Source organism: Lamprocystis purpurea DSM 4197, assembly GCF_000379525.1.
GTDB lineage: Bacteria > Pseudomonadota > Gammaproteobacteria > Chromatiales > Chromatiaceae > Thiodictyon > Thiodictyon purpureum.
In genome coordinates, this window is sequence record NZ_KB902531.1 from 76,814 (window position 1) to 89,870 (window position 13,057).

The following is a 13,057-nucleotide window of genomic DNA, read 5'->3' on the forward strand; positions in this document are numbered from 1 at the left end:
CGGCGACAGCGTCGTGCGCGCTGCAAGGTACACTCCGCGGCCCCGAGTGTACCCTTCACTCGACCGATCGAGACACTGACCGAGACGCCCCGCGAGCATCGCATGGATTATTTCAACTATCACGGTGCGCTGTTGCACGCCGAAGAGGTCCCGCTCACCGCGATCGCCAAGCGCTTCGGGACACCCTGTTATGTCTACTCGCGGGCGACCCTGGAGCGGCACTGGCACGCTTTCGACCGCGCCTTCCACGACCACCCGCACCTGATCTGCTTCGCGGTCAAGGCCAACGCCAATCTGGGGGTACTCAACGTTCTGGCGCGGCTCGGCTCCGGGTTCGACATCGTCTCGGTGGGTGAGCTGGAGCGGGTGCTGGCGGCGGGGGGCGAGCCCGCGCGGGTCATCTTCTCCGGTGTCGGCAAGCGCGAGGACGAGATCCGCCGTGCGCTCGAAGTCGGCATCCGCTGCTTCAACGTGGAATCCGAACCCGAGTTGGAACGAATCGACCGGGTCGCCGGGGAGCTCGGCTGCATCGCGCCCATCTCGCTGCGTGTCAACCCGGATGTGGACGCCAATACCCACCCCTACATCGCCACCGGCCTCAAAGAGAACAAGTTCGGCATCGACATCCAGGCCGCCCTGGCGGTCTACCGCCGCGCCGCCGGCATGGCGAACCTGCGGATCACCGGCATCGACTGTCACATCGGCTCCCAACTCACCGATCTGGCGCCCTTTCTGGCGGCCCTGGAGCGGGTGCTGGAGCTGGCCGATCGGCTGGCGCAGGAAGGCATCGCCATCGCTCACCTGGATCTGGGTGGGGGCTTGGGGATCCGCTATCGGGGCGAGCACCCGCCGGAGCCGGGCGCCTACGCCGCGGCCCTGCTGCATCGGTTGGGTGGGCGCGGCTACGAGATCATCCTGGAGCCGGGGCGCGCCATCGTCGGCAACGCCGGCATCCTGCTGACCCGGGTGGAGTACCTGAAGCCGACCGAATACCGGCGCTTCGCCATCGTCGATGCCGCGATGAACGATCTGCTGCGCCCGGCGCTCTACCAGGCCAACCAGGAAATCGTGCCGGTGCGGCTGGATGCGGACGCGGTGCCCGCGCGTTACGACCTGGTGGGTCCGGTCTGCGAGACCGCGGATTTCCTGGGCAAGGACCGGCTGCTCGCCCTGGCGCCCGGCGATCTGCTGGCCATCCGCGGCAGCGGCGCCTATGGGTTCAGCATGAGTTCCAATTACAACAGCCGGCCGCGGGCCGCGGAGGTCATGGTGGATGGCGCCCAGGCGAGCCTGGTGCGGCGCCGCGAGACCATCGCCGACCTCTTCGCCGGGGAGTCAGTCCTATCATGAAACGTCGTCCCGAACCGGAACTCATGGAAGAGCCCGAGCAGGCCCTGGCCTATGCCCAGGCCGACTTCTCCGAGTCCAACACCCTGTTCATCAAATTGCTCGCGCAACTGAAGCCGGGGCCGCTGCACGGCGCGCGCGCCCTGGATCTGGGCTGCGGGCCGGCCGATATCGTCTGCCGGTTTCTGCGCGCCTACCCGAACGCCACCTGCGATGCGGTCGACGGGTCGCCCGCCATGCTGGATCAGGCCCGCGCCACCTTGGAGCGGCTGCCCGGCCTCGCCCCGCGCTGCCGTCTGTTGTTGGAGTGCCTGCCCAGCCCCGCGCTGGCGCCGGGTCAGTATGATCTGGTCCTCTCCAACAGCTTGTTGCATCAACTGCATAACCCTCAGGTCCTGTGGCAGACCGTCCGTGAGACGGCGCGGCCCGGCGCCCTGGTGCTGGTCATGGACCTGATGCGGCCGGCTTCCGCCGGCTGGGCCGAGGCGCTGGTCGCGACCTATACCGCGAACGAACCGGAACTCCTGCGTACCGACTTCCGCAACTCGCTGTTCGCCGCCTTCGAGCCCAAGGAGGTCGAAGACCAACTCCAGGAGGCCGGATTGAGCGAATTGCAGGTTGGGGTGGTGAGCGACCGGCACCTGGCGGTGTTCGGGCGGCTGGCGGCCCCCTGAGCGATCCCGACCCGCGGAGCATCTCCTGATCTTTATGCGCCTGAAATTCACGAAAATGCACGGCCTCGGCAACGACTTTGTCGTGTTCGATGCCATCCGCCAACAGGTTACGCTGGAGGCGGCGGCCATTCGCCGCCTCGCCGATCGGCACCGCGGGATCGGCTGCGATCAGGTATTGTTGGTCGAGTCGGCGCGTCTGCCCGGCACCGACTTCCATTACCGGATCTTCAATGCCGACGGCAGCGAGGTGGAGCAGTGCGGCAATGGCGCCCGCTGCTTCGCCCGCTTCGTCCGCGATCAGGGGCTGTCGGACAAGGACGCGATCCCGGTCGGAACCGCCGCGGGAGCCATCCAACTCTTCGTCGAGCCGGACGGTCAGGTGCGGGTGGACATGGGAGTTCCGGTGCTGGAGCCGGCCCGCATCCCCTTCCGGGCCGCGAAGCAGGCGCTGGTCTACCGACTGTCGGTGGACGGACAGGAGGTCTCCATCGGCGCCGTGTCCATGGGCAATCCCCATGCGGTATTGCTGGTGGAGGATGCCGACGATGCGCCGGTGGAGCGGCTCGGTCCGCGTTTGGAAACGCATCCGCACTTTCCCCGGCGTGTCAACGTGGGTTTCATGCAGGTCTTGTCGCCCGAGCACATCCGGTTGCGGGTCTTCGAGCGCGGCGTCGGCGAAACCCTGGCCTGCGGGACCGGCGCCTGTGCCGCGGTGGTCACCGGACGCCTGCGCGGGCTGCTCGCGGCGCGGGTCCAGGTCAGCCTGCCCGGCGGTGATCTTGTGATACAGTGGGACGGAAATGGTACACCGGTGCTGATGACCGGACCGGCGCAACGGGTCTTCGAGGGGGAGATCGAGCTATGACCAAAACCAGGACCAAGCCGGGCACCGAGTCAGCCCAGGCATCCGTCGACGCGGGAGCAGCGCAGGCGGCTGCCGCGGAACAGATGGTGGCCGCCTATCTGCGCGATCACCCGGACTTCTTTGAACGCAATGCAGCGGTTTTGGCGAGCTTGAGTGTGCCACACGCGCCGAGCGGCACCGTGTCCTTGATCGAGCGCCAGGTGAAAGTCCTGCGTCGTCACCTGGAGGCCGAGCGCAGTCGTTTGGCACAACTGATCGCTCGCGCTCGCGAGTACGAAACGCTTTCCACCCGTCTGCACGCGCTGGTGCTGCAACTGATCGGCGCCCCCGACCTGGAGCAGGTCGGTGCCGTGCTTCACGAGGCCCTGATGCGCGAGTTCAGCGCCCAGGCGGTCATGCTCAAACTCTTCCCGATCGACCCGTCATCTGCGGACGCGGCGCGGGATCCGCTGGCGGTCGCTTTCAAGGAGTTCCTGCTGCGCGAGCACGCCCTGTGCGGTCCGCTGGATGAGGAGAAGAACCGCTTCCTGTTCGGCGACCTCGGCGGTCAGGTTCAGTGTGCCGCGCTGATCCCGTTGCGCGGGACCGGCTGTTCCGGCGTGCTGGCCATCGGCGCCGCCGATCCGGACCGCTTCAAGCCGGATATGCGCACCGACCTGCTGGATCGGCTGGGGGAGGTCGTCAGCCACAAGCTGCAGGGACTCCAGGCGTCCTCCGCATCACGCCCGGCGCTGCTGCCCGATCCATTGCCCGATCCATTGAAGGCCGCGCTGCCCGTGACGCCGACGGCGCCGACACCGAAAAAGCCCCGCGGTCCGCGGTCGCGTAAGCCGAAGGTCGTCGAGGACGTCGGCAGCGAATGAGCGACGGGGCCGGCCCGATTGAGCCCTTTCTTGCCCACCTCGCCCATGAGCGGCGGCTGGCCGACCTGTCCATCACCGGCTATCGCGCCGACCTCGAGCGCATCAGCACCTGGCTGACCGACGCCGGGGGCGATGCCGACGCCATCACCCGGCTCGACCAGCCGCAAATCCGTCGTTACATCGCCTGGCGCCATCGGTCCGGCGTCGGCGGCCGTACGCTGCAACGGGAACTGTCCAGTCTGCGCAGCCTCTATCGCTGGCTGTTGCGCGAAGGGCGGGTGCCCAACAACCCCGCGGTGGGCATCCGCGCGCCCAAGACCCCGCGCAAGCTCCCGGCCACCCTGGATGCAGACCAACTGTGCGGTCTGCTCGATCGCCCCGTCGATGACCTGCTCGCCATCCGTGACACGGCCATGATCGAACTCTTCTACTCATCCGGGCTGCGCCTGGCCGAGTTGGTCAGTGTCAATCTGGGCGACATCGACATGGCGGACGCCGCGCTGCGCGTCACCGGCAAAGGCGATAAGACCCGCGTGGTTCCGGTCGGTACCCAGGCACGCGAGGCCGTTGCGTACTGGCTGCGTGTGCGCGCCAACCTGGCCGCGGGCGACGAACCGGCACTGTTCGTCAGCAGCCGGGGCAACCGCATCCACCCGCGCACGGTGCGCACCCGCGTCGCCCAGTGGGCTCAGGAGCAGGGTGCGGACCGTCATGTCCACCCTCACCTGCTGCGCCACTCATTCGCCAGCCACCTGCTGGAATCCTCCGGGGACCTGCGCGCGGTGCAGGAGCTGCTGGGCCATGCCGATATCAGCACCACCCAGATCTACACCCACCTGGATTTTCAGCATCTGGCCCAAGTCTACGACCAGGCGCACCCGCGGGCGAAGCGTAAGAGTTGATAGCGCCCGGGAGCCGTTCACTCATAGGCTAAATAAGTCCATTAGGGATGTCTTTGGGGCCTTGATCATCGTTCCGGCCGCGATCAGTTCCGAAATTTCTGGCCTTGATGGTAGTCCCGGCCAGCGGCGTGCGTAGTCAGGGCTTCCAGCCCTGACCGTGTCAGGCCAGGATGGCCTGACTACGCATTCGGCGAGCTCACGTGGCCGGAATCTTGATCGAGGCCGCCTTTGGCATCTCGGTCGTCGTTTCACTTATTTCTGACCATTTACCTATCGACTCTCGATCAGATGCTTGCGCAGCAGTTCCTTCTTGATCTCCTCATAGGTCTGCTTATCGATATAGTTGTTCTTGTACAGCGACTCCGCCTCTTTGAGCTTGCGTTTGAGTTCATCGCCCGCGGCCGGATCCTTGGGCGGCACCGGGGCCGCCGCCGCCGATTTTTCCAATGACGGTATCCGCAGTGTCGCGCCGACGTTGAGAACATTGGCGTATTTCACCGTGTCCCGATTGGCGGCGTAGATGACGGGCCAGCGTGTCGGATCGTTGTAGAACGCCAGTGCGATCCGCGACAGCGTGTCCCCTGGTTTGACGACATAGGTGCTCAGCGTCTCTGTCTTGACCGGTTCCGGCTCCATGTTCGGATCGAACTTGGAGTATTTCCCGATGATCCGGGCCAGGGTGCCGTTGCCCTTGATCTTCGCCAAAAATTCATTGATGAAGACAAGCAGCTCGTTGTCGGACTTGTTGACCCCGATGCCGTACTGATCGGCCGACAGGGTACCATCCAAGACGAGCAGGCCGGGATTCTGGGAGGCAAAGTGCTCAAGAAATACCTTGTCGTTGATGAGCGCATCCGTCTTGCCGCCGGTGAGCGCGGCATAGGTATCGGCGGTCGCGGTCACCAGGAAAAAATTGGCACCGGGCATCAGTTCGGTGATGAGCCGTTCGCCCGTACTGCCGCGGGTGGCCGTGACCGTCTTCCCGGTGAGATCCTTATAACTCTTGATCCGATCCTGGTCCTTGGTACGGATCATGACCGCCAACCCGGTCGTGAAATAGGGGTCTGAAAAGTCGATCACCTCCAGCCGCTCACGGGTAATGGAGAAGCTGGAGATCACCACATCCAATGTCTGCTTGAGCAACAGCTCTTCGCGGGCTTTCGCGCCGGGAAGAATGGTCCACTGCGGCTTGACGCCCAGCGCATCGGCCAGCGCCCGCCCGAGATCCGGGTCGATGCCCACCAGTTCTCCGCGTTTGTCGCGGTATTGGATGGGCGGAATGTCCTCCCGAATGCCGATGTTGATCACCCCGCTGCTCCTGATCTCAGCGAGACTGCGAGCCTCGGCGAGGCGCCATGGGAGCAAAACCGGTACCAGGCTCATGACAACGAGCAGCAACAGCCGGCGGTTCAGTGCTTTCATCGCGTGCTCCTTAATGTGCTGCCGGATCAGCGTCGCGGCAGGTCCGGAATCCGATGTAGTGATGATAGGTTCCTTTGGTGCCAAGCCGGTTCACCCGCTTCAGATCGGCGAGCGGACGGCCTTCCCGATCCCAATACCAGTAGCCGCCCAGGAAAGCGGCCTCGTCGGTTCCCGAGTCCACCCATTCGCTCACATTGCCGACCATGTTGAGCAGGCCGTGGCTGTTCTCGTCGCGGTCATCGGTGACGCTGCGGGGCTTGTCCATGGTGCTGCCGCCCAGCGCGGCTTTGGCGGGGTCGCTCAGCTCATCACCGAGGGCAAAGAGCCATTCGCTTTCCCGGCACAAGCGTTTGCCGTTCGCTTCCGCGAACCGTCCGGCGTTCTCCCAGGTGATATCCACCACCGGCAGGTCGTCGGTGAAGCCTTTGGGGGCTTGGTAACCAGGGAACACGGTCCGATAGTCCCCGACGCTCACTTCAGTCCGGTCGATCCAAAAATCGGCGAGCTTGACCATATTCGGATCAACCGCCGCGGCAGGGGGACGCGGTGGCGGAACGGGTTCCGCTTGGGGGGGCACAGGGAGCACAGGTTCGTCACGAGGAGTCGGCGGTTCCGCCGGTATCGCGAGCGCCGGTTGTTCCGGTGCGGCCGCGGGGCTCAGGTAGCCCCAGAGGAATTTCATCGCCACCAGGGCGATGGCCACCAGCACGAGCAGGGCGATGACGCCGCCGATCAGCTTGGAACGGTCCTTGCCGGGCTGGCTCACCATGAGGCCCCGGCCGCATTCCGTGCAGACCGGCGCGGCACCCTCGGGGATACTGATGTCGACCCCGGTGTCGGCCAGGGTGCAATTTCCGAAGTTGGTGCATTTGCCGGTGCGGACGGTCTGTTCGGCCATGGTTTAGCTCCAAAAAATCTAAGGATGTCGACAGTCTCATCGGCCCCGCGCCGAACGGTCTGTCCACGGGGCTGGCGACAGACTCGGCCGCGACGGTTCCAACGGTGACGGATGCCGATGAATGGACAGGACATCGAAACGGCGGCTACACGACATGATGCGTGATCATAGCGACGCCGGGAGCGACGGGCAAGGACGCATGACGAATCACCGGCGCATGGCCCATAATCGCCCGGCAGCCAGGCGCGCCCCGCGCGGACAAGCTGTCATCTTGCCCTGTTCAACCCTGAGAATCGGCTATGAAGAACCACCTGATCATCGGTCTGGGCGGCACCGGGGGCAAGATCCTCCGTGCCCTGCGTAAGAACGTCTTTCAGGAATACCGCGGCAACGAGCCCGATCAGGTCAGGCTGCGCTATCTGTATGTCGATTCGAGCAAGGAAATGATGGCCATCGACGACGCCACCTGGCGTATTCTCGGGGAAAGCGTGCAACTGGCCACCCGCAGTCAGCTCCTGATCACCGGCGGGAACCTCAACCAGATTCTCGACAATCTCAGCGGTCACCCGAATATCCAGCCCTGGATCGGCAGCCGTGACCAATGGAAAGACATTCTCAGCAGCATCGTCGGGGAGACTCTGGGCGGCCAGAAACGCCGGCTGGGGCGCTTTCTGTTCGCCTGCAAGGCGCGCCAGTTCAAGGACCAACTCAAGCAACTCGCCGGCGAGCTCAGCACCGGTGCCGATGCCAGCGTGACCTTCCATGTCTGCTGCGGTCTGGCCGGCGGGACCGGCAGCGGCGCGGTCATCGATACGGTGGCGCAGATTCGCGCGCTCTATCGCGACCCGCGCATGTACCGCATCGTCATCTATGCCCTGTTGCCCGAGGAAATTCCGAATCCGAACTGGGATACCGGCAATTACCACGCCAACGGCTATGCCGCGCTGGTCGAATTGAACGCGCTGAGCGTCGGCGCCTATCAGCCCCACGATATCGCCGAGCGGGGTGAGCGGCTCGCCCTCAGCGATCCGTTCAACGGCTGTTATCTCTTCTCCAATCGCAACGAAAACGGTCTGCAGGTGGATGTCGACAAGACGCTACCCGGCGTCGTCGCCGATTTCCTGTTCCAGAAGCTGGTCGCCGTACGCAATGCGGAGGCGATGAAGCTGCTGGAGAAGATGGAGAATGCCGAGAACGGCGACGGCACGGCGGAGACCCGCCCCGGCAGCACCGCTCCCTTGCGTTCGAAACGCTTTCTCACCTTCGGTATCAAGCGCCTGGCCGTCCCCGAGATGGAAATCCGGGAATATCTCACGTATCGCTTCGCCCGCCAGGCCGCCCTGCAACTGCGCTATAACAACTGGGACGATACCTTCGGGTTCCGGGATGAGCCGCGCAACCAGGATTTCGGCGAGTTCGTGCGCGACGGTCAGACCCTGGAGCGCTGGTCCCTGACCGACGAGCACCTGACGCTGTCGCGCGGCATCCTGCCTGAGGAGATCAACAATAAGAAATGGAAGCCCATCGTCAACGAGTGGCTGGATGTGCTGCCGCAGCTCATGGGGCTGGTACAGACCCAGGACGACAAGGTCTGGATCAATGAGATCGATAAGCTCATGGCCCAGCGCTTCGCGGAGAGTTACCGTGGCCTCGGCGTGCGCAAGTTTTATGAAACCAAACTCCAGGCGCGCAAGGACCACGTTCGTGAATTACGCCGCCGGGTCGAGGGCGAGCTGTTCGATGAGTGGAGGAACGGCGTCAAGTCCATGCAGGACATCACCCGGTGTCTGGCCGCCCTCATCGGCGCGCTGGAAGAGCGGCTGGTGGGGACGGACGACCGCATCACCCGCGCCAAGAACAATGCCGACAGCGCTGAACAGCGGGTGGCGGCCAATCGTGCCGACTATGCCCAGGTCGGTTTGGTTTCGCAATTGCTCGGCAAGCGCCGCAACCTGCTCGATCTCCAGGGCGAGGCCCTGCGCGAACTGTATACCGCCCGCACTCAGGCGGAAGCCTGGGCTTTCGCGAAACGCCTGCTTCAGGAAGCCGTCAACGAATTCAATGCACTGGCGGCCGATGTCGCGGCCTGCACCCGGCTGGTGGATGAGTCCATCAAAGAATTCAAGGAGCGCATCGACGCGCGCATCAACGATGGTGACACCCCGGATCTGCGCCAGTCACTGGTGCGCTTCTACAATGCGGAGAACGTCCGTGTGTTCGCGCGCGATCTGGAGAAAGACCGCGGCGAACAGACCCGGCAGTCGCAGGCGGTGCGTCTCGCCCTGATCGAACAGATTGCCGCCGATCCGTCATTCTCCGCCTTCCAGGCGCGGATCAGCCGCCAGCGCTTCTTCGACGTGATGGAACAGCGGTGTGCGCAGAGTTCTCAGGCGGCGCATGACGCGCTGGTGGCATCGCACCGTGACCGCCGTCCATTGCTCGGGGTCAACATCGTCGGCCAATTGGAGCGGGAGTATTCGGGGCGCACCGATGAACTCAAGAAATTCATTCACGATCTGGTCAACCAGGCGGGGAATTTCCTTGAGTTCGACTCCCAGGCGGTCGTCATGGGCGCGGCCAAGACCAAGGTCTCGCAGTTCCTGGTCATACTCCCGGCGACCCCCGAGCTGGCCCAGTTCAGTGAAGACCTGGAGGCCCTGTTCCGCGACAACTTCCGCGGTGACATCCCGGTGGCCATTATCAAGAGCGAGACCAAGCCGAACGAGATCACCCTGCTCGGGCTGACCAACCTGTTCCCACTGCGCCTTGCCAAGGCCACCCGCTTCCTCAAGGAGCAATACGAGCGCCGTCTCACGCAAGTCGACAATCCGCAGCGACTGAAGCTGGAGTTGCACGGCGAAGGCGACGGCACCCAGTGGCCCGAGATTGTCCTGGCCGATGAGCGCGTCCAACGCGAGAAGGCCCTGCCGGCCCTGATGCTGGCCAAGGCGCTGGGCCTCATCAGCACCGTCACCAGCCCGACCACCGGCCTCAACGAGCTCTACCTGATCGGCGAGGACCCTGACGGCCTGCCGGTGCGCACCCGCCTCGGTAAGGGACTGCCGGACGTGTTCGAGAGCATCGACCTCGCCGCCGCGCAACGGCTCGTCGATGCGACCCAGGCGCAGTTGGCGGGAGACGCCTTCCGCCACGTCGACCAGCGCGCCGCGCTGCAGGCGGCCGTGCGTGACGAGTTGAAGCAGATCCTCGCCGAGCGGCGCAATGACTTCGAAGACCCGGTCTATCGCCGCTTCGAAGCGGCGGCGCGGGGGGCGATTCAGATTCTCAAGGGCGGTTGAAGCCGACGTCCTCGGCGATCATGGCCCAAGCCCCGGGTTGCGCCAGATCCAGTTCCTTCCAGTCGTCGACTTGGGCCCCGGTATCAAGTGAATGCCACTCGCCGGCCCGGCGATCCAGGTCGATTTCCAGGCTAATCTCGTGAGTGCCGAGCGACCATTCTGCTTGGACGCCTCCTTCGGCAGTGGGATAGAGATAGGGTGGCGGGAGTAGGTCCGGGTAGTGTGAGCCAAAGCACCGGGCGAGCCAATCCAAGCCTTGCGGGCTGGGGGCAAATCCGCGGCCGTCGAGCCAGCCGTTTTTTAACCCACGCAGGTCGTCCAGCCTGGCCGCCACGTCGTTGGCGTCCAGGATGCCGATGTGCTCGACCTCGGCCAAGCCCTGAAGCCGTTCGTTGCGATTGAATCGCCCGATGCCCCTCACCTGCACCCGGGTGCCCTGTCGAAATAGCCGAGCAAGGACTCAGGAAGGTAATCCGAGATACGGCCGTCGCGGTTGGCGGCATCGATGGCCCCAAGGATGTGCTCGCGGCCCTGCTCGAAATAGACTTGACTACCGGGAGGGAAATACCCGTCTGATTGGGCGAATAAGTCGATCCGCGGGATAGCGCTGCCCGGCTCGACCGCCGTCAGCTTGAGTGCGATGCCGTCGGTGAAGCCACGGGGAGTGCGCTTGCGGTCCTCGTGATCCTGGAGATATCGCCATTTGGCAACCTCAATGACCATTTCCTCCAGCACGGCCAAGTCCTTGAGCAGTTCCAGCGGGATCGCATGTTCGTCGAAACGCTCACCCTCCATGCGGGGGCTCAAGAAAGGGATGTGATCGATCATGCGGTTACCTTTGATACTCCCCACCAGCGGTTGTCCAAGACAGGCGCGGCCTCATGGCATCCTCGCCCGATACTCGCGGCAGGCGCGTTCAAGCGAAGGGGGCACGGGCTCGCGTAGCTTTCCGGCATCGCACATATCCTTGAGCGTGTTGACCATGGGGCGGCAATCGAGGCTTTTGTCAAATTTGGAATATGTTTCCTGTTCGTCGACGGCATTACCCTTCAGGTACTCCAGCCACGTCTCTATATTGCGTGCCGGAATAATGTGCAGTATGGCTTCGGTGGGTTTTCTTGCGGGCAACGCCGCTGCTTCCAACGCTTTGGAAAGCTGGGCATCACGGCGGCCTCCGCCCTGCTTATCTTCATCGATTACCGCGATCAACGCCTTGGCAACGTGCGGCGCGGATCGCAGCTTGCGCACTTCTTGGGCGTATTGCTCCCGGACCCACTGTTCGCCGCTACCGCGCCCGTCGCGGCCGTGGGGGTTCATGACCACGACGATCTGTCGGTTCTCCCAACCATTCTGGATGAGGAAACGGCGCACAAAAGTCTCGTGCTGGCGATCTTCACACAGAACAACGATTTGGACGCGGCGCCGACTCATTGCTCCCATCCCCGGGTGATGACTTCGGAGAGCTTCATCGTATCGGGGATGCCGACATCGCGCAGCGGCCGAGTCTTGGTCACCCCGGTGACCTCACGCTCCAAGAGGATGCCGCGGTCCCCGCCGAGATAGTCGATCACCTCGGCGTGGTGAGAGACGATCACCACCTGCGGCAGCCCGTCGCCGATGGCATCTTCAGCGCAAAGGAGCCATGGCTGAATCTCCGAAGCCGCCAGGAAATTGTCAGGCTCGTCCAGGAAGAGAAGACGCCCGGACTTATCCAGGAAATGGAGCAGGCCGTAAAGAACCAGGAGTACGCGTTGGCCGTCGGATAGCTCTTCGAGCGCCAACTCGTACTCTTCCTTACCGGAGCCGAAAACCGCCACCAGTGTCCTGGCCTCAGACCCAACCTTCTCAAGCCTGAGCTTCTGGAAGCCTGGGATAGTCTTCTGGAGAATCGCCCGGTATTCAAAGCTGTCTCCGTGCTCCTGAAGCAGATGCCGGTACCAGGATGAAAAGTTCTCCCCATTGCGACTGAGGCCCTGGCTCTCTTGGGGGGTGTCGTTGACGAATGCGGCCGGGTTCAACCGGCAGACCTGGACCCTGCGCATGAGTTCAAGGAAAGCCGTCAAGCGCTGGTTATCGTGGCGCGGCGGCACGCGGGCAAGGGCAGATTCGCTCCACTCAGCCGCGAACTTGGGTCCCTCGCTGAGATTGTCGCGATACAGCTGTACATCCCCGTTCTCGAACAGGAACAGAGGTCCATCCGGAACTGCGAGTCGCTCTTCGATGATCCGCGCCCTGCGTCCGCCCGATTCGTGCTGAACCTTGAGGCGGTAGCGCATTTCCTCGCCGCCGACCTGGGTGTGTAACTCGACGACTTGGGTGTCGCGGTCGCTCCAGCGGGTGCGGCTGGCGTAGGGCAGGACGGATTTGTCGTTGACCTTGGCTTGCCCCGAAAGCAAGCGCTGCAGCCCATCGACCACATCGAGCACCGACGACTTGCCCGATCCGTTGAGGCCCGCTAACAGGTTGAAATTCTCAAGCTTCAGTTCGAAGTTTACCAGGCAGCGGAAGTTGTCGACATAGAGGCGCGTGATCATGCGGTCAGCACCGCCTGCTTGGTCGGGGCCAGGATCCAGTCGAAGCGGCGCAGGACCGTCAGCGGCAGGATGACCTTGCGGAACTCGTTGCGCTTATGGGGACCGCGCAGCAGGTTGCAGATGTCCCGGATGAAAGCGGCGAGTTGGGCGTTGGTCTCCGAGTTCATGCGCGTCGGTTGGGTTCCGTTGTTCAGGCAGCGCGGCGCGCTGGCTTTGGTGACCAGGCATGATACCCGACGTGGGCGGGCGGTTG

The 13,057-nt window shown here is 63.9% G+C and carries 13 protein-coding genes; 6 read left to right on the top strand and 7 right to left on the bottom strand.

The features are described 5' to 3' along the window. Positions 1–102: 102 nt before the first annotated feature. From lysA to xerC, 5 genes are read left to right on the top strand one after another with little or no spacing between them, the layout of a single operon-like run. Positions 103–1,350 carry a diaminopimelate decarboxylase gene (lysA, locus tag A39O_RS0124635; protein ID WP_020507328.1) on the top strand — a complete coding sequence of 416 codons (1,248 nt, stop codon included), beginning with the start codon at positions 103–105 and terminating at the stop codon, positions 1,348–1,350. Next, positions 1,347–2,021, top strand: a complete 675-nt coding sequence (locus A39O_RS0124640; RefSeq protein ID WP_020507329.1) for a class I SAM-dependent methyltransferase — start codon at positions 1,347–1,349, stop codon at positions 2,019–2,021. The genes lysA and A39O_RS0124640 overlap by 4 nt, the downstream gene beginning before the upstream one ends. Positions 2,022–2,055: 34 nt before the next feature. Next, complete coding sequence (dapF, locus tag A39O_RS0124645; protein ID WP_020507330.1) at positions 2,056–2,886, top strand: diaminopimelate epimerase; 831 nt, start codon at positions 2,056–2,058, stop codon at positions 2,884–2,886. Further along, on the top strand, positions 2,883–3,749 hold the full coding sequence (locus A39O_RS0124650; protein ID WP_020507331.1) for a DUF484 family protein: 867 nt from the start codon (positions 2,883–2,885) through the stop codon (positions 3,747–3,749). Before dapF ends, A39O_RS0124650 begins: the two co-directional genes overlap by 4 nt. Beyond that, the gene (gene xerC / locus A39O_RS0124655) at positions 3,746–4,651 is read left to right on the top strand and encodes a tyrosine recombinase XerC (RefSeq protein WP_020507332.1); all 906 of its coding nucleotides are present in this window, start codon (positions 3,746–3,748) and stop codon (positions 4,649–4,651) included. The genes A39O_RS0124650 and xerC overlap by 4 nt, the downstream gene beginning before the upstream one ends. A gap of 270 nt (positions 4,652–4,921) precedes the next feature. Here the strand turns inward: xerC and A39O_RS35015 are convergent, their stop codons facing one another. After that, positions 4,922–6,073 (bottom strand): transporter substrate-binding and LysM peptidoglycan-binding domain-containing protein, encoded by a 1,152-nt coding sequence (locus A39O_RS35015; RefSeq protein ID WP_020507333.1) that lies wholly within the window; start codon positions 6,071–6,073, stop codon positions 4,922–4,924. Positions 6,074–6,083: 10 nt separating this feature from the next. Next, positions 6,084–6,971 carry a formylglycine-generating enzyme family protein gene (locus tag A39O_RS0124665; protein ID WP_020507334.1) on the bottom strand — a complete coding sequence of 296 codons (888 nt, stop codon included), beginning with the start codon at positions 6,969–6,971 and terminating at the stop codon, positions 6,084–6,086. 299 nt (positions 6,972–7,270) lie between these two features. Between A39O_RS0124665 and A39O_RS0124670 the strand changes: the two genes are divergently transcribed. Continuing rightward, positions 7,271–10,270, top strand: coding sequence for a tubulin-like doman-containing protein (locus tag A39O_RS0124670; RefSeq protein ID WP_020507335.1), 3,000 nt, complete (start codon positions 7,271–7,273; stop codon positions 10,268–10,270). Here A39O_RS0124670 and A39O_RS40005 read toward each other — a convergent pair. From A39O_RS40005 to A39O_RS39255, 5 genes are read right to left on the bottom strand one after another with little or no spacing between them, the layout of a single operon-like run. Beyond that, a complete protein-coding gene (locus A39O_RS40005; RefSeq protein WP_026199721.1) occupies positions 10,257–10,697 on the bottom strand; it encodes a hypothetical protein in 441 nt (146 codons plus the stop codon). The genes A39O_RS0124670 and A39O_RS40005 overlap by 14 nt on opposite strands. Continuing rightward, positions 10,688–11,098 (bottom strand): hypothetical protein, encoded by a 411-nt coding sequence (locus tag A39O_RS40010; protein WP_026199722.1) that lies wholly within the window; start codon positions 11,096–11,098, stop codon positions 10,688–10,690. Before A39O_RS40010 ends, A39O_RS40005 begins: the two co-directional genes overlap by 10 nt. 51 nt (positions 11,099–11,149) lie before the next feature. Further along, positions 11,150–11,701 carry a hypothetical protein gene (locus A39O_RS0124685; protein ID WP_020507336.1) on the bottom strand — a complete coding sequence of 184 codons (552 nt, stop codon included), beginning with the start codon at positions 11,699–11,701 and terminating at the stop codon, positions 11,150–11,152. Then, positions 11,698–12,804, bottom strand: coding sequence for an AAA family ATPase (locus tag A39O_RS0124690; RefSeq protein ID WP_020507337.1), 1,107 nt, complete (start codon positions 12,802–12,804; stop codon positions 11,698–11,700). Before A39O_RS0124690 ends, A39O_RS0124685 begins: the two co-directional genes overlap by 4 nt. Beyond that, complete coding sequence (locus A39O_RS39255) at positions 12,801–12,971, bottom strand: type I restriction-modification system subunit M N-terminal domain-containing protein (protein ID WP_020507338.1); 171 nt, start codon at positions 12,969–12,971, stop codon at positions 12,801–12,803. The genes A39O_RS0124690 and A39O_RS39255 overlap by 4 nt, the downstream gene beginning before the upstream one ends. Positions 12,972–13,057: the final 86 nt, after the last annotated feature.

What these genes read in the sequence shown, in the direction of transcription:
- lysA (WP_020507328.1), top strand. Translation starts at nt 103, where the DNA reads ATGGATTATTTCAACTATCACGGTGCGCTGTTGCACGCCGAAGAGGTC.
- A39O_RS0124640 (WP_020507329.1), top strand. Translation starts at nt 1,347, where the DNA reads ATGAAACGTCGTCCCGAACCGGAACTCATGGAAGAGCCCGAGCAGGCC.
- dapF (WP_020507330.1), top strand. Translation starts at nt 2,056, where the DNA reads ATGCGCCTGAAATTCACGAAAATGCACGGCCTCGGCAACGACTTTGTC.
- A39O_RS0124650 (WP_020507331.1), top strand. Translation starts at nt 2,883, where the DNA reads ATGACCAAAACCAGGACCAAGCCGGGCACCGAGTCAGCCCAGGCATCC.
- xerC (WP_020507332.1), top strand. Translation starts at nt 3,746, where the DNA reads ATGAGCGACGGGGCCGGCCCGATTGAGCCCTTTCTTGCCCACCTCGCC.
- A39O_RS35015 (WP_020507333.1), bottom strand. Translation starts at nt 6,073, where the DNA reads ATGAAAGCACTGAACCGCCGGCTGTTGCTGCTCGTTGTCATGAGCCTG.
- A39O_RS0124665 (WP_020507334.1), bottom strand. Translation starts at nt 6,971, where the DNA reads ATGGCCGAACAGACCGTCCGCACCGGCAAATGCACCAACTTCGGAAAT.
- A39O_RS0124670 (WP_020507335.1), top strand. Translation starts at nt 7,271, where the DNA reads ATGAAGAACCACCTGATCATCGGTCTGGGCGGCACCGGGGGCAAGATC.
- A39O_RS40010 (WP_026199722.1), bottom strand. Translation starts at nt 11,098, where the DNA reads ATGATCGATCACATCCCTTTCTTGAGCCCCCGCATGGAGGGTGAGCGT.
- A39O_RS0124685 (WP_020507336.1), bottom strand. Translation starts at nt 11,701, where the DNA reads ATGAGTCGGCGCCGCGTCCAAATCGTTGTTCTGTGTGAAGATCGCCAG.
- A39O_RS0124690 (WP_020507337.1), bottom strand. Translation starts at nt 12,804, where the DNA reads ATGATCACGCGCCTCTATGTCGACAACTTCCGCTGCCTGGTAAACTTC.
- A39O_RS39255 (WP_020507338.1), bottom strand. Translation starts at nt 12,971, where the DNA reads ATGAACTCGGAGACCAACGCCCAACTCGCCGCTTTCATCCGGGACATC.